General features: G+C 65.7%; 19 protein-coding genes. 5 read left to right on the top strand and 14 right to left on the bottom strand.

Features of this window, described 5'->3' with window-relative positions; genetic code table 11:
- Positions 1–25 precede the first annotated feature (25 nt).
- The 6 genes from FM113_RS06495 to FM113_RS06470 all read right to left on the bottom strand — a co-directional run bounded on the left by FM113_RS06495 (position 26) and on the right by FM113_RS06470 (position 7047).
- On the bottom strand, positions 26–502 hold the full coding sequence (locus tag FM113_RS06495; protein ID WP_087012732.1) for a hypothetical protein: 477 nt from the start codon (positions 500–502) through the stop codon (positions 26–28).
- A complete protein-coding gene (gene dapB / locus FM113_RS06490; RefSeq protein WP_087012730.1) occupies positions 499–1272 on the bottom strand; it encodes a 4-hydroxy-tetrahydrodipicolinate reductase in 774 nt (257 codons plus the stop codon). The genes FM113_RS06495 and dapB overlap by 4 nt, the downstream gene beginning before the upstream one ends.
- A 44-nt stretch (positions 1273–1316) precedes the next feature.
- On the bottom strand, positions 1317–2696 hold the full coding sequence (locus FM113_RS06485) for a pitrilysin family protein (RefSeq protein ID WP_087012728.1): 1380 nt from the start codon (positions 2694–2696) through the stop codon (positions 1317–1319).
- 49 nt (positions 2697–2745) lie between these two features.
- Complete coding sequence (locus tag FM113_RS06480; RefSeq protein ID WP_087012726.1) at positions 2746–3849, bottom strand: NYN domain-containing protein; 1104 nt, start codon at positions 3847–3849, stop codon at positions 2746–2748.
- A gap of 120 nt (positions 3850–3969) precedes the next feature.
- A complete protein-coding gene (locus FM113_RS06475; protein WP_087012725.1) occupies positions 3970–6231 on the bottom strand; it encodes a polyribonucleotide nucleotidyltransferase in 2262 nt (753 codons plus the stop codon).
- Positions 6232–6423: 192 nt separating this feature from the next.
- Positions 6424–7047, bottom strand: a complete 624-nt coding sequence (locus tag FM113_RS06470; protein ID WP_176387100.1) for a TetR/AcrR family transcriptional regulator — start codon at positions 7045–7047, stop codon at positions 6424–6426.
- 70 nt (positions 7048–7117) lie between these two features.
- On the opposite strand from FM113_RS06470, the gene FM113_RS06465 reads away from it, so the two are divergent.
- From FM113_RS06465 to FM113_RS06455, 3 genes are all read left to right on the top strand, one after another.
- Positions 7118–7984, top strand: a complete 867-nt coding sequence (locus FM113_RS06465; RefSeq protein ID WP_254908906.1) for a carbon-nitrogen hydrolase family protein — start codon at positions 7118–7120, stop codon at positions 7982–7984.
- A complete protein-coding gene (locus tag FM113_RS06460; protein ID WP_087012720.1) occupies positions 7984–9321 on the top strand; it encodes an APC family permease in 1338 nt (445 codons plus the stop codon). The genes FM113_RS06465 and FM113_RS06460 overlap by 1 nt, the downstream gene beginning before the upstream one ends.
- A gap of 96 nt (positions 9322–9417) precedes the next feature.
- Positions 9418–9750: a hypothetical protein gene (locus tag FM113_RS06455; protein ID WP_087012718.1), complete on the top strand. Its 333-nt coding sequence runs from the start codon at positions 9418–9420 to the stop codon at positions 9748–9750.
- On the opposite strand, the gene efeB is transcribed toward FM113_RS06455, so the two are convergent.
- The 7 genes from efeB to FM113_RS06420 form a co-directional block, all read right to left on the bottom strand.
- Positions 9732–10991 carry an iron uptake transporter deferrochelatase/peroxidase subunit gene (gene efeB / locus FM113_RS06450; protein ID WP_254908905.1) on the bottom strand — a complete coding sequence of 420 codons (1260 nt, stop codon included), beginning with the start codon at positions 10989–10991 and terminating at the stop codon, positions 9732–9734. The genes FM113_RS06455 and efeB overlap by 19 nt on opposite strands.
- Positions 10992–11046: 55 nt before the next feature.
- Positions 11047–12267, bottom strand: a complete 1221-nt coding sequence (gene efeO / locus FM113_RS06445; RefSeq protein WP_254908904.1) for an iron uptake system protein EfeO — start codon at positions 12265–12267, stop codon at positions 11047–11049.
- 33 nt (positions 12268–12300) lie between these two features.
- Positions 12301–13233, bottom strand: coding sequence for an iron uptake transporter permease EfeU (efeU, locus tag FM113_RS06440; protein ID WP_087012714.1), 933 nt, complete (start codon positions 13231–13233; stop codon positions 12301–12303).
- Positions 13234–13303: 70 nt separating this feature from the next.
- Entirely contained in the window at positions 13304–13558 is a 255-nt protein-coding gene (locus FM113_RS18080; RefSeq protein WP_176387099.1) for a hypothetical protein, read from the bottom strand.
- Positions 13559–13744: 186 nt separating this feature from the next.
- The gene (gene serA, locus FM113_RS06430) at positions 13745–15337 is read right to left on the bottom strand and encodes a phosphoglycerate dehydrogenase (RefSeq protein ID WP_087012709.1); all 1593 of its coding nucleotides are present in this window, start codon (positions 15335–15337) and stop codon (positions 13745–13747) included.
- Positions 15338–15458: 121 nt separating this feature from the next.
- Positions 15459–15782, bottom strand: coding sequence for a hypothetical protein (locus FM113_RS06425; protein WP_087012707.1), 324 nt, complete (start codon positions 15780–15782; stop codon positions 15459–15461).
- A 2-nt stretch (positions 15783–15784) separates the two neighbouring features.
- Positions 15785–16264 carry a hypothetical protein gene (locus tag FM113_RS06420; protein WP_087012705.1) on the bottom strand — a complete coding sequence of 160 codons (480 nt, stop codon included), beginning with the start codon at positions 16262–16264 and terminating at the stop codon, positions 15785–15787.
- Positions 16265–16358: 94 nt separating this feature from the next.
- Here FM113_RS06420 and FM113_RS06415 point away from each other — a divergent pair, with 94 nt between their 5' ends.
- The gene (locus FM113_RS06415) at positions 16359–17207 is read left to right on the top strand and encodes a hypothetical protein (RefSeq protein ID WP_087012703.1); all 849 of its coding nucleotides are present in this window, start codon (positions 16359–16361) and stop codon (positions 17205–17207) included.
- 407 nt (positions 17208–17614) lie between these two features.
- On the opposite strand, the gene FM113_RS06410 is transcribed toward FM113_RS06415, so the two are convergent.
- A complete protein-coding gene (locus FM113_RS06410) occupies positions 17615–18835 on the bottom strand; it encodes an IS110 family transposase (protein ID WP_087012701.1) in 1221 nt (406 codons plus the stop codon).
- 234 nt (positions 18836–19069) lie between these two features.
- On the opposite strand from FM113_RS06410, the gene FM113_RS06405 reads away from it, so the two are divergent.
- On the top strand, positions 19070–19415 hold a 346-nt coding region (locus FM113_RS06405), incomplete at its 3' end, for a DUF222 domain-containing protein (RefSeq protein WP_140393296.1).

The following is a 19415-nucleotide window of genomic DNA, read 5'->3' as shown; positions in this document are numbered from 1 at the left end:
GTCTATGCAGCCGATGCCGATTTCCCTAATCCTTGTGAGGAATCCCACCGATTTCGTGCTTTTCCAGGCGAATTGCTTCGCGAATCGCCGCTCGTGCACGCTTTCGGTCACCGCATGCGTCGTACACAACGCCGAGCCGCATCCACGACTGCCAGCGTTCCGGCGCGGCCTCGGCCTCGGCCCGATACCGCGGGAATGCGGCGTCCGCATCAGCGCGCTCGGGACGTCCCGATGGGCGGGTCGACACAGGTTCATCCGGCATCTCGCCGGCAGCCGCCAACGCGTCCGCGAGCCGCGTCGCCTGACGGCCAAACATCAGCTCCCGCACGAGTGCCCACACCCCGAGCAGCGGGAGCACAAGCATCGCGACCCCCATCACGATGGGGAGCAGCTCACCGGATCGGAGCAGTCCGACCGCGCGGATGCCCGCGAACACGAAGTACAACACGAGGAGCGCGCTCATGATTGTGACGCCGATGATGGCGCGGATCCGGGCGCTCATGCGCGCTGCTCCGCCGTCGGCGCGGGCGCGGCGGGCGTGCCGAGTTCAGCGAGACCGAGCACGCTGTCGAGGCCGACGGTGAGCCCCGTCATGGTTGCGGCGAATTCCAGCGCCGCGTGGATCCCCGCGCGGTATGCATCATTCGAGTGCGTGTCGTGGACGACGCTCAGCACCTCCCCTGGCCCTCCGAAGCGGACCTCCTGCTTTGCGACAACCCCCGCGAGGCGGAGACTGTGCACCGGGATGCCGGCAACAAGCTGCCCGCGCGCAGGCTGCTCCGCGAACGGCGCAGCAACGGGGGCCCCGGCGCGTGCCTCGGACATCTGCTCCGCGGTGCGCACAGCGGTGCCGGAGGGCGAATCGACCTTGTGTGGGTGATGCGCCTCGATGACCTCGATCGCGTCGAAGTACGGGGCGGCGATCCGGGCAAGCGCGGTTCCGAGCACCGAGCCGAGCGAGAAGTTGGGCACCACGAGCACCCCGCCCTGCGCGCTGTCAACCCGCCCGGCGAGCGCTGCCAAGCGATCCGCGGACCAGCCGCTCGTCCCCACGAGCACACGCTGGCGACGTCGCAGCGCCCGGTCCACGATCGCTTCGGAGGCGTCCGGATGGCTCACATCGACAACGAGGTCCGCTTCCGCACCCTCATCGGGCGCGGAAGCGCTCGTGAGGCGCGCGATCAGTTCGAACTCCGGGTGCGCCTCAACCACCTCGCACACGAGGGATCCGAGGCGGCCTGTAGCACCGGTGACGGCAACGCGTTGTGACATGCCCTCTAAACTACCGGGTTCTGCCTGGCGGTCCCGCCGGGAGGCTACTCGGTTGTGCGCAGCCCCGAGCGGGACACGTCCCCCACCGCCACCACGGTGAGCGGGCGGGCAGCAAGCGTAGCAGCGACCTCGCGCACCTCCTCGCCGGTGACCGCGTGGATCAGTGCGAGCGAGGTGTCGAGGTCATACAGCTCCCCCGAACCGATCTCCGCTCGCGCGAGCCGACCCATGCGCGTTTCGGAATCCTCAAGCGCAAGCGCGGAGGAGCCAGCGACCTGTCCGAGTGCGCGCTCGTGCTCCTCAGCCGTGATCCCCGCATCGGCGAGCTTCTGCAGTTCCAGCTGACTGAGCTCCAGCACCTCGCTCGCCTTTTCGGGTGCCATGCCGGCGTACATGCCGAACACACCGGCATCCGAGTAGCTCGCGCCAAACGAGTACGCCGTGTAGGCGAGCCCACGCTTCTCGCGGATCTCCTGGAACAGGCGGCTGGACATGCCGCCGCCGAGCACCGAGTTCATGATGCCGAACGCGAAGCGGCGCGGGTCTGTCGATCGGAAGCCAGGTGCCCCGATCAGCATGTTGATCTGCTCGCTCGGACGCTCAGTGACGCAGATTCGGGGCGAACTTGTCGCCTGAGCGGTAGCCAACGCGACGTCGCCGCTCGCTTGAGCACGCCGGACGGGAGTGGCCGCACGATCTGTGTGCCACCGCTCCTCCGGGGAGGCGTTCAGGGCGGCAACCACCTGCGCCACAAGGGCGTCATGATCGACGGCCCCCGCCGCCGTGACCACAAGCGTGCTCGGATCGTAACGATCACGGTAGTGGCGATCCACATCGTCTCGGCGCGCGCCGCGAATCGTTTCCGGCAGGCCACCGATCGGGCGCCCGAGCGGGTGATCTCGCAGCACCTCTTCAAAGAGCTGCTCGCTGGCGACGTCTGCAAGATCGTCCGCAGCCATAGCGAGCTCTTCGAGGATCACGCCGCGCTCGGTCTCGAACTCTTCCGGATCCAGCACCGAGTTCGCGACCATATCCGCAAGCGCCGCAACCGCCTCGGGGAGGTCAGCGTCGCGTACCTTCGCGTAGTAGCAGGTGTATTCCTTCGCCGTCAGCGCGTTGTGCTCCGCGCCCATCTTGTCGAAAGTCGTCGCGATCTCATACGCGTTCCGCGCAGGGGTTCCCTTGAACAGTAGGTGCTCGAGGAAGTGCGTAGAGCCCAGGCTGCCCGGTGCGTCGTCCCGCTCCGCCTGCTCATCACGCGAGCCCACCCCCACCCAGAAGCCGATCGTCGCACTGCGCGCGCTCGGCATGAGTTCGGTCAGCACGCGGAGCCCGCTCGGATGTACGGTACGCCGCATCAAGCTGCCGTTGAGGTCTACGGTGAGTTCGGCCTGGTCCAGGGGCAGGAGGATCGGTTCGCGCATCCCCCCAGCCTATCCGGCACCCGGTGAGAGTGCCCCGGTGCCGGTCCGCTTAGCGCGACTGATCGCGCAGCCGCACGAGCCGCTCGTGCCCCGTTTCCTCGAATTCCGCGATCTCCGCGCGTGACTTCAGGAAGTCAGAGAACGAGCGGAAACCGAGCGCGCGCTCGGAAAACGACGGGTCCATGCGCCGCATCTGCTGCTTCACCGCGGAGCTGTATAACCAGCCGGAATCGTCCTTCTCTTGCCCCAGCCAGAGGGCCCGAATGAGCAGCCCCGTCGCCTCAAGATCGGGATCGCCGTCGTCGTCATCTGCGTCTTCACCATCCGCGAACGGTTCGAGCAGTTCCTCGAGCGTGGCGTCTTCGGCGGGAAGAACCGGTTCGGGAGCAGCTTCCTGGCGACGACGACGGCCACGAGTGCTCGGGGCAGGCGCAGCCTCGGCGTCGGCACTCGTGGCTTCGGGCTTAGCCGCGCCTTTTGCGGCGGTTGCGGTTTCAGCCTGGGGTGTGTCCTCTGGATCCGCAGCTGCGCTCCCGCGGCCACGGCGCCCCTGCGGGCTGCTCTGGCCGCGCTCTGGCCGCTCCGGAAGCTCGACACCGGGCAGCGCGTCATAGCTCGCAAACTCGTCGCAGGCGGCTTTCAGTGACTTCGCGGTGGAGCCCGCCACACCGATCCCGACAACGTACCGGCCGAGGCGCTTGCAGCGCTGCGCGAGCGGGACGTAGTCGGAGTCACCAGCGACGATCACCACGTGTGTGAGATCGTCGAGGCGGAACATGTCCTCAACAGTGTCGACTGCGAGGCGAATATCGGCACCGTTTTTCGCATAGGCCGCGGCAGGAAATAGCTGTACCAGGTCGACCGCCCGGGCCACCAGCTGTGAGCGGTACACCGCGTTGATGGGTGCCGACCAGTCCGCGTAGGCCCGGGTCAGCACAAGGGTGCCAAAGGATGAGGCGTAGTCGATGATCGCGCCCACGTCCACGGCGGCGGCTCGCATCCGCTCAGCAATATCCGGAGCAGTCGGGTCCTCGGTGATGCGCTGACGATCCCGCGAGAACGAGTTGCGCCCGTGCACCCGGTCATACCAGGAGAGCACGATGTTATCGAAGTCGAGGTAGACCGCGACGCGGCCGTTCTGGGTATCCGCCATGCGCCCAGTCTGACAGGCTCGCGGCCCGCTGTCACCGCGCAGACGCGACCGCGCCCGTCGCTCCCCTGGTGGGGCGCGACGGGCGCGGTGTCGATCCGGGCTCACACCCGGGCGCGGCGGTTACTCCGCTGCGGGGGCCTCAGCCTCGGCCGCGGGGGCCTCAGCTGCCTGCTCCTCGAGCACGGGCTCAAGCGAGAGCTTGCCGCGATCGTCGACCTTCGTGATCTTCACGAGGATCTTCTGGCCGACCGAGAGCACGTCGTCCACGCTCTCGATGCGCTTGCCACCGGCAAGCTTGCGCACCTCGGAGATGTGCAGCAGACCGTCCTTGCCCGGAAGCAGCGAGATGAACGCACCGAAGGCGGCGTTCTTCACGACGGTGCCGAGGTACTGCTCGCCGACCTCGGGGTTCTGCGGGTTCGCGATCGCGTTGACCTGCGCGCGCGCAGCCTCAGCCGCGGGGCCGTCGGTCGCGCCGATGTAGACGGTGCCGTCGTCATCGATCGAGATGTCAGCGCCAGTCTCGTCCTGGATGCCGTTGATCGTCTTGCCCTTGGGGCCGATCAGCTCGCCGATCTTGTCGACCGGGATGTTGACAGTGATCACGCGAGGCGCGGTCGGTGCCATCTCGTCGGGCGCGTCGATCGCCTGGTTCAGCACGCTGAGGATCGTGAGGCGAGCCTCGTGAGCCTGGGTCAGCGCACCCTTCAGCACGTCGGCGGGGAGGCCGTCGAGCTTGGTGTCGAGCTGGATAGCAGTGATGAACTCGGAGGTACCTGCGACCTTGAAGTCCATATCGCCAAGCGCGTCCTCTGCGCCCAGGATGTCGGTGAGGGCCGCGTAGCGGGTCTCACCGTTCAGCTCGTCGGAGACGAGGCCCATGGCGATGCCTGCAACGGGTGCGCGCAGCGGCACGCCCGCGTTCAGCAGCGACAGCGTCGATGCGCAGACGGAGCCCATCGACGTCGAGCCGTTCGAGGACAGTGCCTCGGAGACCTGACGGATCGCGTAGGGGAACTCCTCGCGGCTCGGCAGCACCGGCACGAGGGCGCGCTCGGCAAGGAAGCCGTGCCCGATCTCGCGACGCTTCGGCGAGCCCACACGGCCGGTCTCACCGGTCGAGTACGGCGGGAAATTGTAGTGGTGCAGGTACCGCTTGCTCGTGATCGGCGACAGCGAATCGATCTGCTGCTCCATCTTGAGCATGTTCAGCGTGGTGACACCCAGGATCTGGGTCTCGCCGCGCTGGAAGATCGCGGAGCCGTGCACGCGCGGGATGACCTGGACCTCGGCGTCGAGCGCACGGATGTCGCTCGTGCCACGGCCGTCCATGCGGACGCCCTCGCTGAGCACGCGGCTGCGGACGATGTCCTTGGTGACCGACTTGTATGCGGCCGAGACCTGCGCGTTGGCCGAGTCGGGAAGCGTCCCGGCCTCAACCTGGGCGGCGATGCCGTCCTTCACACGAGCCTTCAGCGCGTCGTCAGCGTTCTGGCGCTCCTGCTTGTCCGCGATCTGGTAGATCGGAGCGAGCTCGGTGCGTGCGAGTGCGTCAACCGCTGCGAGCACCTCGTCGGTGTAGGGCAGGAACACCGGGTAGTCGGCGATCTCCTTTGCCGACTGCGCTGCGAGCTCGGACTGCGCCTTGCAGAGCTGAGCGATGAACGGCTTTGCAGCGTCCAGGCCCTCAGCCACAACGGCCTCGTTCGGCTTCGTGGCGCCGCCGCGGATGAGCTCCCAGCTCTGCTCCGTGGCTTCTGCCTCGACCATCATGATCGCGACATCGTCGTTCCCGTTCTTGTCGGTGACGACGCGGCCAGCGACGACGAGGTCGAAGACGGCCTCCTTCAGCTGCTCAACGTTGGGGAACGCAACCCACTGATCACCGATCAGCGCGAGGCGAACGCCCGCGATGGGGCCGGAGAACGGCAGGCCCGAGATCTGGGTCGACGCGGATGCCGCGTTGATTGCCAGAGCGTCGTAGAACTCGCCCGGAGCGATCGAGAGCACCGTGATGACAACCTGGACCTCGTTGCGCAGGCCGCTCACGAAGGAGGGGCGCAGAGGGCGGTCGATCAGACGGCAGACGAGGATCGCCTCGGTCGAGGGACGGCCCTCGCGGCGGAAGAACGAGCCGGGGATCTTGCCGGCGGCGTACGAGCGCTCTTCGACGTCGATCGTGAGCGGGAAGAAGTCGAAGTGATCCTTCGGCTGCTTCGATGCGCTGGTGGCGGAGAGGAGCATTGTCTCCTCGTCCAGGTACGCGGCAACCGCGCCCTGTGCCTGCTGTGCGAGGCGTCCGGTTTCGAAACGGATCGTACGCTTACCGAACTTACCGTTGTCGAGGACTGCCTCGGCGAACTTGATTTCAGGACCCTCCACGGGTACTCCTTTACTTCAGGCGAGCACGCAGCAACCGCTCACAGACGCCGACGGCCTGCGAGTGCTGATCAACAGTGGAAGGCCACTCAGCGCACCGCCGCAACGGTCACCCTGAGGGATCCACCACCGAAGACCAGCCACCGTGTGCTCGGTTCATCGTTAGTGCGGACAAACGCCCGCACAGCCAGGCTATCATCGCCCACCGTCCTCGCGAGGTGCGAGTTCACAGTCGAGCAGCAGGCCAGCGAGTTCGCTCATCATCCGCACAGCTTCTTCACTCGAGGTGAGTTCGAGAATCACCGAGGGCGCAATACCGTCCTCCGCAGACAGGAGCATCCGCGCGGTGTGTGCCGCGGGGAATCGGGGACGAAACTCGCCGGCTGCCTGCCCCTCGGCGATGAGCTGTTCTAGGAGCTCCAGTTGCACTCGGGCGAACTCCGCTTCAGCGACCCCGAAACGCGGCTCTCGCGTCCCCACCGCGGAAAGCTCCATCAGGAGCAGCGTCGCGTCAAACGATTCCGATCCACGCTCCGGAATCCCGAGCTGGAGGCATGCGAGCAATCGTTCACGGGCACCGACGGACTCCTCCACTCGCGCCCGGCGCAGCTCGGTGTACTCCGTAGTGGCCGTTTCATAGGCCGCCGCGTAGAGGTCGATCAGGTCAGGGTAGTAATAGGAAATCGACGCGGGCGTCACGCCCATCTCCTTCGCAATGTCGGTGAGCCGCGCGGCCGCCATCCCCCGATCCACGAGCAGACGCGCGGTCGCGGCTACAATCTCTCCCCTGCGCTGCTCCTGCTTTCTCGGTCTCGCCATGCATCGATTCTGACAGATTTGGCGATTCGGCATTCTTTACTTAAAGTTTAACAAACGAATGGAGACTGCAGTGCCGCAGATAGTACGAATTGCCCTTGCCCAGACAGCCCACATTGAGACCTTCGCGAGCGGCGGCTTCGAACACCAGCTTCGCGCGCTCGTTGAGAGACATCCCGGCTTCGATCTCTGGGTGTTCCCCGAGTTTCACCTCGAACCGGATCAGGCCCACAAGCCGAACTTCCCACTCGCCCGCGCCGTCGACGATGCCGCGTTCGCACGCCTCGGCGCGCTGGCTCGCGAGCTGGGTATCTGGCTTGTCCCCGGGACTGTCTACGAGCGCGCGGCAAGCGGTGACGTACACAACACCGCCCTTGTGTACAGCCCCGACGGCGAGCGCGTCGCAAGCTACCGCAAGATGTTCCCCTGGCGACCAGCTGAACTCTCGCACCCCGGGGGCACGTTCGAGGTATTCGAGGTGCCCGGGATCGGCCGCATCGGGCTCTCCATCTGTTACGACATCTGGTTTCCCGAGCACACGCGACACCTCGCATGGCTCGGTGCCGACCTGGTCCTGAACCTCGTACAAACGGGCACCTCGGACCGCGAGCAAGAACTCACTATTGTGCGCGGCAACGCGATCATGAACCAGGTCTGGGTGGCATCGGTCAACGCCGCCGCCCCCACTGGTCGGGGGCGATCGTTGATCGCTGATCCGGCCGGCACCGTCGTTGCGTCTTCCCCTGACGCGAGCGAAGAGATCCTGACCGCGGTGATCGATCTCGGTGCCGCTGCGCGCGTGCAGACGGAGGGCACCGCGGGCGTCTCCCGCCCCTGGCACCAATTCCGAGATCCCGATGCCACGATCCCGTTGCCCCTGTACGCGGGCGAAATTGCCCCGAGCCGGTGGACGCCCTCGCGCGGTGAGGGGATCCGGTAATGTCCGCAGCTCCCACCACGCTCCTCACTCGCCTCGGTCTACTCGGCGTCATCTTTTTCGGGCTCGCCTATATGGCGCCCGGTGTGGTCACGTCCACGTTCGGGGTCGTATCGCAGGCCAGTCATGGAGTTGCGCCCACGGCGTACCTTGTCGCGACGCTTGCCATGAGCCTGACCGCGGTGTCCTACGCGACGCTCTCCCGCGCCTTCCCGACGTCAGGTTCCTCCTACAGTTACGTGGGTAACGTGCTCGGCAGACCACTGGGGTTCTTCGCGGGCTGGCTGATCCTGCTCGACTATTTGTTCCTCCCGATGGTTGCGTGGCTGATCCAATCGATCTACCTCAACGCCCAATTCCCAGCAATCCCGATCTGGGTGTGGCTCCTCATCAATGTTGGCCTCACCACCGCGATCAATCTCTTGGGGATCTCGCTGGCAAGCCGCGTCAACACCTGGCTCACCGTGGTCGCGATGGCCACGGTCGCCGCAATGACACTCGTCATCGCGGTCGCTGTATTCTCGATCGCAGATGTTGACCTGGGTGCCCGCGCCGGTGATGCGATCTGGAACTCCGACACCTCACTTACCGCAATTGGCACAGCCGCGGCTGTAGCCGCCTACTCGTTCCTCGGATTCGATGCGGTCAGTACGCTCAGCGAGGAAACACGAAATCCGCGCCGCAATATCCCCGTGGGCATCGTCGCGGTTGTCCTCATTGGCGGGGTGATCTTCGTAGGCGTGTCCTTCGTCATGCAGCTGATGCACCCGGGCGGCCAGTTCGATGATCCAGACATCGCGGGCTACACGATGTCCGTCGCCGCGGGAGGCCAGGTGTTTGCCGACGTGACAAATCTGCTCAGTATCGTGGCGGGCTTCGGGTCGGGGATCGCTATCCAAGCGACATCGAGCCGTTTGTTGTTTGTGATCGGCCGCGACGGGGCACTCCCCGGCACGATCTTCGGTCGCTTGAGCAGGACCTTCCGGGTGCCTTGGGTGAACATCCTGATCATCGCAGCCATAGGCATCATGGGGTCGGGACTCGATCTTGAGCGCGCAACATCCCTGATCAACTTCGGAGCATTCCTCTCATTCGCCCTCGTCAACATCGCCTGCCTCCGTTTCCTATGGCGACGACGATCTGAGGTGCCGCGGTGGCTCACCGCTGTACTGGCGACGGCCGCGGTGGGTGGAATCCTGACCGACCTCTACCTGTTCTCACAGCTCCATGAAACTGCATTCATGTTCGGGGCAGGCTGGCTTGTACTCGGCGTCGGCGTTCTTGCTTGGGTGACCCGCGGATTCCGGCGCCCCATCCCGAGCATCAGCGACGGCGCATAGCCTGCGCCTGGCCGCACCACCCTCTACACTGCTGTCTGCGGCATTTCGCGGTCCCGCGTCCGTGGCCTGCCGCAGACAGCACTGGGGGTACGACACATGGGCGAGAAGACGGACCCGCGCGCACGGCGGCGCTTCCGGGTGCAGACCCTCATCGGAGTTTCCCCGCTGTTCATCGGGACCGTCATCAACGGCCTGATCCGGCCGGCGCTGGCGCGTGAGCTACCACTCACCGAACGTCGGGTCGGAGGCTCCGTGCGGGGGTCGGATCGCTGGTGGGAGGCCGATGCAGAGACCGCTGCGGACCACCCCGTGCTGACCGCGTTCCTCGGGCTCAGCGACGGGGCGATCGGCGGGATCTGTCTGCTCGCCTGCGTGGTGCTGGGGCTGGGCGCGTGGCTGTGGGGCCGGCGCTACCCGAAGAGCGCCTGACCGACGTACTCCCCCGGCGCGATCCCGCGCGGAATCGCCCACAGTCCCGAGCCGACGTGGCGCAGGTACTCGTTCATGCTGTCAGCCTTGAGGCTCTGCTGGACGCGGACAAACGTTGCCGGATCATTCTGGAAACTGATGAAAAAGAGGCCGGCACCGAGCTGTCCAAGCGGATTCGAGCCATCAACGTAGTTGTAGCCGCGGCGCAGCATCCGCGCACCGTCGTTCTGCTCGGGGTGCGCAAGCCGCACGTGAGCATCCGTCGCAATCGCAGGACCGCCGGCGGTCGAGACAGCCGCGAAGTTGGGGGCGTCAAACTCGGCACCTCCTGAGAGCGGCCCGCCCTCGCCCTTGGTGCGGCCCACAATCCGCTCCTGTTCGTCCAGCGATGCCCGATCCCATGTCTCGATCGTCATGGCGATCTTGCGCGCGACAAGGTAGCTCCCGCCGCGCAACCACTCCTGTGGGTGCGACTCCGGAACCCAGATGTGATCCGCGAGCCCGTCCTGGTCCTCGGCCATCACGTTGGCGGTGCCGTCTTTGAAACCAAACAGGTTGCGGGGCGTGTCCTGACTGACTGATGTGGACGCTGTGCGCCCAAATCCGAGCTGGCTCCACACGATCCGGGCCCGACCCATGGCGATCCTGCTGAGATTCCGAATTGCGTGCACCGCAACCTGCGGATCATCCGCGCACGCCTGCACGCAGAGATCACCGCCGGTGCTCCCCTCGTCAAGGAGGTCGAACGCGAACGGGGGCAACTCCAGGAATTCCGCGGGGAGCCGCTCCGCGAGGCCAAAGCGATCGTGCCCGTCAGCGGTGGCGAACAGCGTCCGCCCGAACCCGAAGGTGAGGGTGAGGTGCGCCGCGTTCAACCCCAGCGCTTCGCCGGTATCGGCGGGTGGGGCGAGCGGCGGCCCATCGACTGCGCCGCCCGCGCCGATCTCTTCCCCGCGCGTGAGCTGCTCGGCGGCATCGGTCCAATCGCGCAGCAGCGCGATCAGGCCGGCACGGTCCACGCCGCGCAGCAGCGAGAAACTCGCGAAGTGCAAGCGATCCTGCGCGGGCGTGACAATACCCGCCTGGTGGCTGCCCGTAAACGAAACGGTGCCGGATCCGACACCGTCTGCCGCGCTCGCGCCAAGACCCGTGGCACCCGCGATCGCCACACCGCCGAGGCCGCCGACGGCGAGTCCCGCGGCCCCCGTGCCCACGAGCCCGAACAGGCCGCGCCGGCTCACCCGGCGATCGCCCGGCGAATCTGACGATCCGCCGGGCGTCGATCCCGCGCCGCGCCTATTCAGCGCTGACTCCGAGTACCGTGTGCGTGAGCTGCGACAGGGGCTCACTGAGGGCGTTCAGCTGCGCGCCGAGCTCGCCGCGCGCGGCCTGATCCACAGTGGAGTAGTCAACGAATCCGGCCTCGTAGTCGCCGTACTCGGCGAGCAGTTCGAGCATCCCGGCGAACTGGGCGTCAAGCGTCTTCGTGAGCTCGGCCCCCTCTGCGCCCTTCGACGCAGCGATCTCTCGCACTGACTCGTACGCGACCTGCGCGCCCTCGACGTTCGCGGTGAAGTCGTACAAGTCGGTGTGCGCGAACTCGTTTTCCTCGCCCGGCAGTTTGCCGTCCGGCGCAGCGATCTCGTCGAGCAGACCGATCGCGCCATTTGTGATGTCGCTCAGAGTAAGCGTGAAGTCCTCTGAGTGCACCAGGTCGTAGAGCGAGGTGATGTCGGTCACGAGCTGCTCCCCAAGCGTCACGCGCTCCGCCGAGGTCAGCGCGTTGATCGCCTCATCCGGATAATTCTGCTGTGCTGCATCGAGCCAGAGGTCCATCTCGATCCGGTGGAAGCCGGTGAACGGCAGCCCCTCTGCCTCGGCACCGGGCTTGCGGTAGTCGATCGACGGATCAAGATCTCCGAACTGCTCGGCGGTCGGCTCGATCCGCTCGTAGCTCACCCGCGCGAGCGGGAACAGGCGCCTCGCCTCGGCGTCATCGCCCGCGGTGTACGCGGCCACAAAGGCTTCGACCTGCGGCAGCAGTTCGGCGGCCTGGCTCTTCACATAGGCTGTGTAACTCGCTACCGCGGCGGCCTCGGCCTCGGCATCATCCGCGTTCGCCGCAACCGTCTCGCCAGTGACGGTGAAAGGCGTCTGGCCGATCCCCGCGCCGACCATGCCGGGCTTGCAGACTGTGAAGTAGTCGCCGGGCTGCGCCACGAGCGTGAGGTCGCGGCTCGATCCGGGCGCGATGTTCTCCACTTCCCCGACGATGCTGAGTTCGTTCTCCGCGAGCACGTAGAACTCGGTGACTTTGTCTCCGGAGTTTGTCACGGTGAAGGTAATGGGGCCGCTCGGAGCGGTCGCCGCGCTGACGGCGCAGCTGTCGGCACCGGAGTCGACGGTCAGCGCGGTGGCTGCGCCGGAACCGGTACCCGCGTTGGGCACACAGCCCGTCAGCGTCAAGGCGCCGGCCACCACAAGGGCGGCGAGAGTGAGTGGGGGTCGAAGCTGCACGATGGTTCTCCTTGAGGGTAGGGAAAGTGCGGGTTACGGGCGTGCGGACGGCACGGCCGACGTCGGTTGGGTGCCGGGGACCGAGGCCGGGCCAGCGGGCACGGGGATGCGGCGCAGGGCGCGGCGCAGGAACAGCGTCATCGTGGGGACGAGGTACAGGGCGTAGGCGAGTAGCTCGAGTTTTGTCATCTCGGGCGTGAAGCCGATGGTGCCCTTCAGCACGCTGCCCAGGATTCCGTCGGGGGCAATCACCTGCGGGATTCGGAACGCCCAGGCGGATTCGCCGTACCAGGACTGGACCCACGCGCTCGCACCCTCGGGTGCCAGGGCGAAGGGCCCGGGCAGAACCGCCGCCTCCTGCAGATCGTGAATGGCGTAGGCCACGACGCCCGCGGCGAAAATGATCAGCAGTGCGCCGGTCCAGGTGAAGAACCGTGCGAGGTTGACGCGCAGCAGGCCGCGGTAGATCAGCCACCCGAGCAGCGCAGCGACGACGATGCCCGCAACAGCCGCGGCGAGCCCAACAAGGGGGCTGTCCCCCGATGCGCGCGTCGTCGCCCAGATGAACAGCGCGGTCTCCAGGCCCTCGCGCCCCACCGAGAGGAACCCGACGGCCACGATCCCCCATCCGGATCCCGCAATAGCGTCGCCCAACTGCCCTTCCAGCGCCCCGCGCATGCTGCGCGCGGTGCGGAGCATCCAAAACACCATCCAGGTGACAAGCCCAACCGCGAGCAGCGAAAGCGATCCGCCGATGATCTCCTGGGCCTGAAACGAGAGCCCGTACGCCCCAAAGGTCAACACGGCACCGACGATAAGCGAGACTGCCACGGCCAGGGCAACCCCTGCCCAGATCCGCCAGGCCACGTCACGGCGGCCGATCCGCTGCACATACGCGAGCAAGATCCCGACCACAAGCGCAGCTTCCAGGCCTTCGCGCAAGCCGATCAAAAACGTTCCGAGCATGCGTGGCGGCCTTACGTTCAGTGATGATGTGATGATGGTTAGGCCAACCTCAGCTAAACCGGGGATCACACTACTCCTGCGCACCGCCGGATCGCAAGCCCACATCCGATGTGATCGGGGAATTCGCTTCGGGCCGCCCCGCTTCGCCCACGCCCACGCCCACGTCCACGCCCTCGCCCTCGCCCTCGCCCTCGCCCTCACCCTCGCCCACGCCCTCCGCTGCGCCCACGCCCACGCCCTCGCGCTCGCCCTCGCCCTCGCCCTCGCCCTCGCCCTCCGCGAGGGGTTTTATCGTGCCGTAGGGATTCTGCGCAATAAACGACACCTGCCAAATAAAAACCCTCGGGGACGCGGGATCCGCCGCACGGTATCGGGGACGCGGGATCCGCCGCACGGTATCGGGGACGCGAGATCCGCCGTGCGCTGCCGCACACGCACGCACGCCCACACACCCCACGCAAACACCGCAGCCCCCGCCGATTCGGCGGGGGCTGCGGTGTGCGGGCGCTGCTTACAGCGCGTCGATGTCGATCGTGTGCACGACCTCGGTGCCGATTGCCTCGGCGAGACTGTCAATCACGTCCTGCGCCACCGGCGCGTCGATCGAGAGCACCGACAGCGCGGTGCCCTTCTTGTCGTCGCGTGCGATCTGAAGGCCAGCGATGTTCACGCCAGCCTTGCCGAGTACGCTGCCATAGGCCGCAACGATGCCCGGCTGATCCGTGTAGCTAAACACAATCAGGTGCTCGGGGATCGGGAGCTCAACCTCGTAGCCGTTGACCTCGACGATCTTCTGGACCTGCTTCGGACCCGTGAGCGTACCTGAAACGGAGATCACGGTGCCGTCGGTGAGCCCGCCGCTAATCGTGATGACGTTGCGGTAGCTCTCCGAAGTGCCGTCCACCGAGAACTGCACCTCGACGTTGCGCTGCTCAGCGAGGAGCGGTGCGTTGACGTAGGACACGGGGTCGCTGACGATCTTTGAGAACACTCCCTTCAGCGCAGCCAGGCGCAGCGCCTCAACGTTGCGCTCGGCAAGCTCGCCGTGCACCTCGATGTTGATCGAGGCCAGACGGCCTGCGGCGAGGCCCGCGAAGACCTGGCCCAGCTTCTCAGTGAGCGGCAGACCGGGACGCACGTACTCGTCGATCACGCCACCGGCGACGTTCACCGCGTCCGGGACCAGGTCACCCGCGAGTGCGAGACGCACGGACTTCGCGACCGAGACGCCCGCCTTCTCCTGTGCCTCAGCGGTGGAGGCCCCCAGGTGCGGAGTGACGTTGACCGTCGGCAGCCCGGTCAGCGTGGTGTCGGCCGGGGGCTCCTGCACGAACACGTCAAGTGCCGCACCGGCGATCTCGCCTGCGGTCAGCGCTTCAGCGAGCGCAGCCTCGTCGATCAGGCCACCGCGTGCGACGTTGACCACGTAGGCCGTCGATTTCATGGCGCGCAGCTGTTCCGCACCGATCATGCCGAGCGTCTCAGGGGTGCGGGGCATGTGGATCGTGAGGAAGTCTGCACGCTCCACGAGCTCGTCGAGTGTGACGAGCTGCACGCCCAGCTGCTGCGCGCGAGCCGCGGTGACATAGGGATCGTAGGCGACAAGCTCGACGCCGAAGCCGCGCAGGCGCTCGGCGACGAGTGCACCGATCCGCCCCAGGCCGATGATGCCGATTGTCTTCTCGTAGAGCTCCGTTCCCGTGAAGGAGGAGCGCTTCCACTGCCCCACCGAGAGCGACTCGTGCGCACGCTGCAAGTGACGCGCGAGGCCGAGGATGTGTGCGACAGTCAGCTCAGCGGCGCTGATGACGTTCGAGGTGGGTGCGTTGACGACCATCACGCCAGCCTGTGTGGCAGCCTTGATGTCGACGTTGTCGAGACCGACACCCGCGCGGGCGACGACCTTGAGCTTCGGTGCCCAGCTCAGCGCCTCGGCGTCGATCTGGGTGGCGGAGCGCACGAGCACCGCATCGGCGGACGCGAGCGCCGAGCGCAGCGCATCGCGATCGGTACCGTCGACGTGCACCACCTCGAAGTCGGGGCCAAGCGCGGCGATGGTGGCGGGTGAGAGTTGTTCGGCGATCAGCACGACCGGCGCAGACATCAAGCGAATCCTTCGGGTCAGCGACAGGGAATCTGCGTGAGGAACACGCAGACCTCTACCCTACCGCCGCGCCGGGCGTGTGCGGTGCGCACTGCAATATTCCGCCATGCGCGCTCGCCCGCTACTGCGCGAAGTAGGACGACTCCGGGATCACATGCATCAGGTCAATCTGCAGCACGGCAACCGCGGCGATTCCTGCCGCGAGCAGGAGAATTCTTGCCCAGGCGCCGCGCCCGCGACCCAGCAGTAGCGCACCAGCGAGCACGATAATCGGGAGGAGTACGCCGGCAATCAGCCAGAGCCAACCTGACACGCTGAGCCCCATGCCGAGCGCTCCGCTGAGACCGAGCATGCCGGTGAGGTTGCCTACACCGGTGATCGTCGCATAGACGTACAGGCCGACAAGGGCCACGCCCGCCGCCCAGGACAGGATACGTTGCGCCACGATTATGCCCCCCGAGTAATCAGCATCGGCAACGGCAGCAATACCACGGCTCCGATCGCGAGCAGGATCGCAAGCCGCGCGGTCCGGTTGCCCCGGCTGAGCGCCACCGCCATGAAGAACCACAGGGCTGGGGCGAACGGTGCCGCCCAAAACACGATCTGCTGCAGGATCCCGCCGATGGACCCACTGCCCGCCGCAGTCAGAGCGTTCACCGCGGAGTACGCCTGCGCGACGATGAACCAGCCCACGGTGTACAGCAGGTAGATGCCGCCGAACACACCGAAGGATACAAGTGCGCCGTTCGAAACCTGCGTCCGAGCAGCTTCGGCATCACCCGCAGGGTCCGCGTCAAGCTCTACGTCCGCGAGCGCCTCGGGTTCCGGATTCGCCACCACCTCTGGGGTCGCGTCAGCCGCGCCCTCCACTGTCCAACCGCTCGCAAGTGCGCTCTCCCGAGACATCCGAACCGACTTCTCTCGCATCCCTCTAGCCTAGCTTCGACAGGCTCGGAGACACCCGGGAGGCATCGGATCCCGCTATATTCGAAGTGTCCCCTCCCATTGGAAGAGAGCAGCCATGACCGAAACTCCGAAGAAGAAGGTTGTTCGCGTCGAGCAGCCCCAGTCCGCCGAGCCGGCCGCGGCGCGCACCTCGACCGATTCGGGTCCCGCGTGGACTCCCTCGCCCGAATCGAAGGCGAAGGCCACGCGCCTGCGCATCATCTCCTGGATTGCGTGGGGCCTGGCAATTGGTGTGCAGGCGTTCGCCATCTTCTGGATCCTGAAGCAGGTTCCCGTCAACATGTGGCTGTTGATCGGCGCGATCGTTGTGACGGGCATCCTCTCGGTCGCCGGGTCGCTGTGCTGGAAGCAGGCCAACCGCCTCGATCCCGCATCCGAGCGCGACAAGGTCAAGTTCTTTATCCAGAACCAGCTCGGTGCGATCATGTCGATCGTGTCGTTCCTGCCGCTCATCATCATGATCTTCTTGAACAAGAACATGAACGGAAAGCAGAAGGCCCTCGCTGGCGGCATCGGCATCGTGGTCCTGCTCATCGCTGCGGCCTTCGGCGTGTCCTATCAGTCGCCGTCGCAGGAGCAGTACGCCGCAGAGACGAACATTATCGAGCAGCTCACCGGCCAGGACGAGGTGTTCTGGACCAAGAGCGGCAGCGTCTTCCACGTGTGCGACGCGGTCCCCGATGTGAACAAGGAATCGAAGGACGGCACCATCTACCGCGGCACCGTCGCAGCGGCGCACGAGGCCGGCAAGGATCGCCTCACCCTGAAGTGGGAAAACGAAGCCACGAAGTACTGCGGATTCACGCAAGAACAGGTCGACGCAGTCAACGCGGCAGTCGAGTCGCCTGCCACGTCTGAGGCACCGGCCGAGGAGGCTCCTGCCGAAGAAGTTCCCGCCGAGTAGGGCCTGCCGCACGGGCTGCAACTCGAGGCCCCGCACCCGTCCGGGTGCGGGGCCTCGGTCGTTCGTTCCGCAGGAGATTCTCGGGCTGCGTGCCGGATCCGGGCCGAAATCTCCTGCAGAGTCGTGAATCTCCGACGCGCTGGTGAACGGGTGTGGTGAACGGGTTTGGTGAACGCGTGCGCACGCAGCTTTGCCCGGGGTGTGGCCGGAGTGAGTTCCGGGGTGGATTTCGGAGTGGATTCCAGAGTGTGTTCCGGGGCTGACCCAGGCCCCGAAGCCTTGGGACTTGGGGGCGGGAAAGTTTCTGGAAAACCTTTCTGCTCTGCCCACCAGGAGTTCCTTCGTCTCAGAATTGTTGCCCCCTGAAACCCCCTGTTTTCGGGGCCTGAATGATGCTCCTATAGCTGTCAATTCGTTGGAGCAGTGGTTTCGAGCCATTCCCGATAGGCCAGCGCAAGCTCATCATCACGCATGAGTCCACGCTCGATACGTGAGATCTTGTTGAGCCACACGTTGAAGTGTGTTCCTGCTTGTTGCAGCGTCACCCCGAGTGCTTGCCTGAGTGGGCGGAGATCATCAACTCGAGGCACTTCAACATCTTTCGTGAGGAGCGTGAAGACTTCACGCGCGATCGCCCGCTTTAGGCAGCGGATGATCTCTTTGTTGCTCTTCCCTTCTGAGCGTTTCTTCTCGACATACGCTTTCGTGCGTGGTTCGTAACTCATGCGCACGAGCGCGATCCGGTGGAGCGCGGAGTTCGCGTGGCGATCTCCGCCCCGGTTAAGCCGGTGCCGGCTTGTTTTGCCTGAAGACGCGGGGATCGGGCTGACTCCGCAAAGCGCGGCGAACGCGGCTTCTGAACGGAGCCGACCCGTGTTATCTCCTCCCGTGATCAAGAGCTGAGCGGCAGTGACAGGTCCGACCCCTTGGGCTGCGAGGAGTGCTGGGTTGGTGCATTCGGTGAGTGTCTTGAGTTCCTGGTCGAGGGTGTGGATCTCGGCTGCGATATACCGGTGCCTGCGGGCGAGCGCCCGTAACGCAATCACGACCCCTTGATTCTCGGGATACCGACGAATATCGAGATCTGCGAGCCTTGTGATCAGCGTCTCGTCAGGCACTTCGCGGAACCGTTCGCGCAGCAACACGGGCGCGGTCACGAGCAATGACTTGATCTGGACTTGCGCAGCCACACGTGCTTTGATCGCTGACCTTCGGGCAGTGACCAAGTACCGGATCTGTTCGACATTCCCATCACCAGATTTCGGGGTAGCTTGCTTGGTCTGGGTGAGGGCCGTTCTTGCGGCGGCGTAGGCATCAACGGGGTCAGATTTTCCGTTTATGCGGCGCAACTGCCGGTTTGGGCGGATCACCTCGATGACGTGGTGTCCGAGAGCGGTGAGGTGGCGGGCAAGACCGGCCCCGTAAGAGCCGGTCCCTTCGATCCCGACACGGACGAGGACGCCGTGCATGAGGATGAACGCGGTCAGGGCGGTGTACCCGGCGGGGGTGGTGGGGAACTGTGCGTCTACGAGGTGTTTCCCGTTCTGGTCGATGATCGCCGCGTGGTGGGTATCGGCGTGGGTATCGACTCCCGCATAGGTTTCGCGGTGTTCAGCGATGTTTGTCATGATGGTTCTGCCTTTCCATTCCAGTTGGGAGGCAACCGGCCGGGCGGGCAGACAGGACGTTGAAGAGGCCTTGTGACCAGGCTCCTATGAGGTCATGTCCGCCTGGTCGGGCCCATGAGGCCTCGTCCGGGTCGACGGATCATTGCAAAGACACGAAGCCAGTCAGTGGTTGAGTCAGCCCCGAACGAGGCACTTACCAGTATCAACGTCAGTGGTCCATGGTGAACTCCCCCCATGCCCGCCAATGGAGAGTTCACCCCCGCGCAGCGCCGCCGCGTCGCAGAAGCGGTGAGCCGACTCGAAACTATCGAGACGCACCAACGCGTGCTCGATGCGGAACGCGTCACTGTCCTTGCTGACGCCCTCGACGCGGTCGTTGGCGGCGCGCCCGGGGCGGGCCAGGAACTTGGGTACCGGGCCCTGCGCTTAGAACTCGCCGCGGCCCTCTCCCGGAGTGAAACCGCTGTTGAACGGCTCCTGGATCTCGCGTCTTCTCTCACTTCGCACTACACCCCCACACTCGGAGAGGTTCAGGCTGGGCGGATCAGCCTAGAGCACGCCCGCGTCATCACCGACGCCG

This window comes from Leucobacter sp. 7(1), from assembly GCF_900163635.1.
Taxonomy (GTDB): domain Bacteria; phylum Actinomycetota; class Actinomycetes; order Actinomycetales; family Microbacteriaceae; genus Leucobacter.
This window is presented reverse-complemented; position numbering and strand designations above follow the sequence as displayed.

Coding starts and splice junctions, on each gene's coding strand:
- FM113_RS06485 (WP_087012728.1), bottom strand. CDS start 2,696: ATGCGCGAACCGATCCTCCTGCCCCTGGACCAGGCCGAACTCACCGTA.
- FM113_RS06470 (WP_176387100.1), bottom strand. CDS start 7,047: ATGGCGAGACCGAGAAAGCAGGAGCAGCGCAGGGGAGAGATTGTAGCC.
- dapB (WP_087012730.1), bottom strand. CDS start 1,272: ATGTCACAACGCGTTGCCGTCACCGGTGCTACAGGCCGCCTCGGATCC.
- serA (WP_087012709.1), bottom strand. CDS start 15,337: ATGTCTGCGCCGGTCGTGCTGATCGCCGAACAACTCTCACCCGCCACC.
- FM113_RS06420 (WP_087012705.1), bottom strand. CDS start 16,264: ATGCGAGAGAAGTCGGTTCGGATGTCTCGGGAGAGCGCACTTGCGAGC.
- FM113_RS06460 (WP_087012720.1), top strand. CDS start 7,984: ATGTCCGCAGCTCCCACCACGCTCCTCACTCGCCTCGGTCTACTCGGC.
- FM113_RS06480 (WP_087012726.1), bottom strand. CDS start 3,849: ATGGCGGATACCCAGAACGGCCGCGTCGCGGTCTACCTCGACTTCGAT.
- FM113_RS06415 (WP_087012703.1), top strand. CDS start 16,359: ATGACCGAAACTCCGAAGAAGAAGGTTGTTCGCGTCGAGCAGCCCCAG.
- FM113_RS06455 (WP_087012718.1), top strand. CDS start 9,418: ATGGGCGAGAAGACGGACCCGCGCGCACGGCGGCGCTTCCGGGTGCAG.
- efeU (WP_087012714.1), bottom strand. CDS start 13,233: ATGCTCGGAACGTTTTTGATCGGCTTGCGCGAAGGCCTGGAAGCTGCG.
- FM113_RS06410 (WP_087012701.1), bottom strand. CDS start 18,835: ATGACAAACATCGCTGAACACCGCGAAACCTATGCGGGAGTCGATACC.
- FM113_RS06495 (WP_087012732.1), bottom strand. CDS start 502: ATGAGCGCCCGGATCCGCGCCATCATCGGCGTCACAATCATGAGCGCG.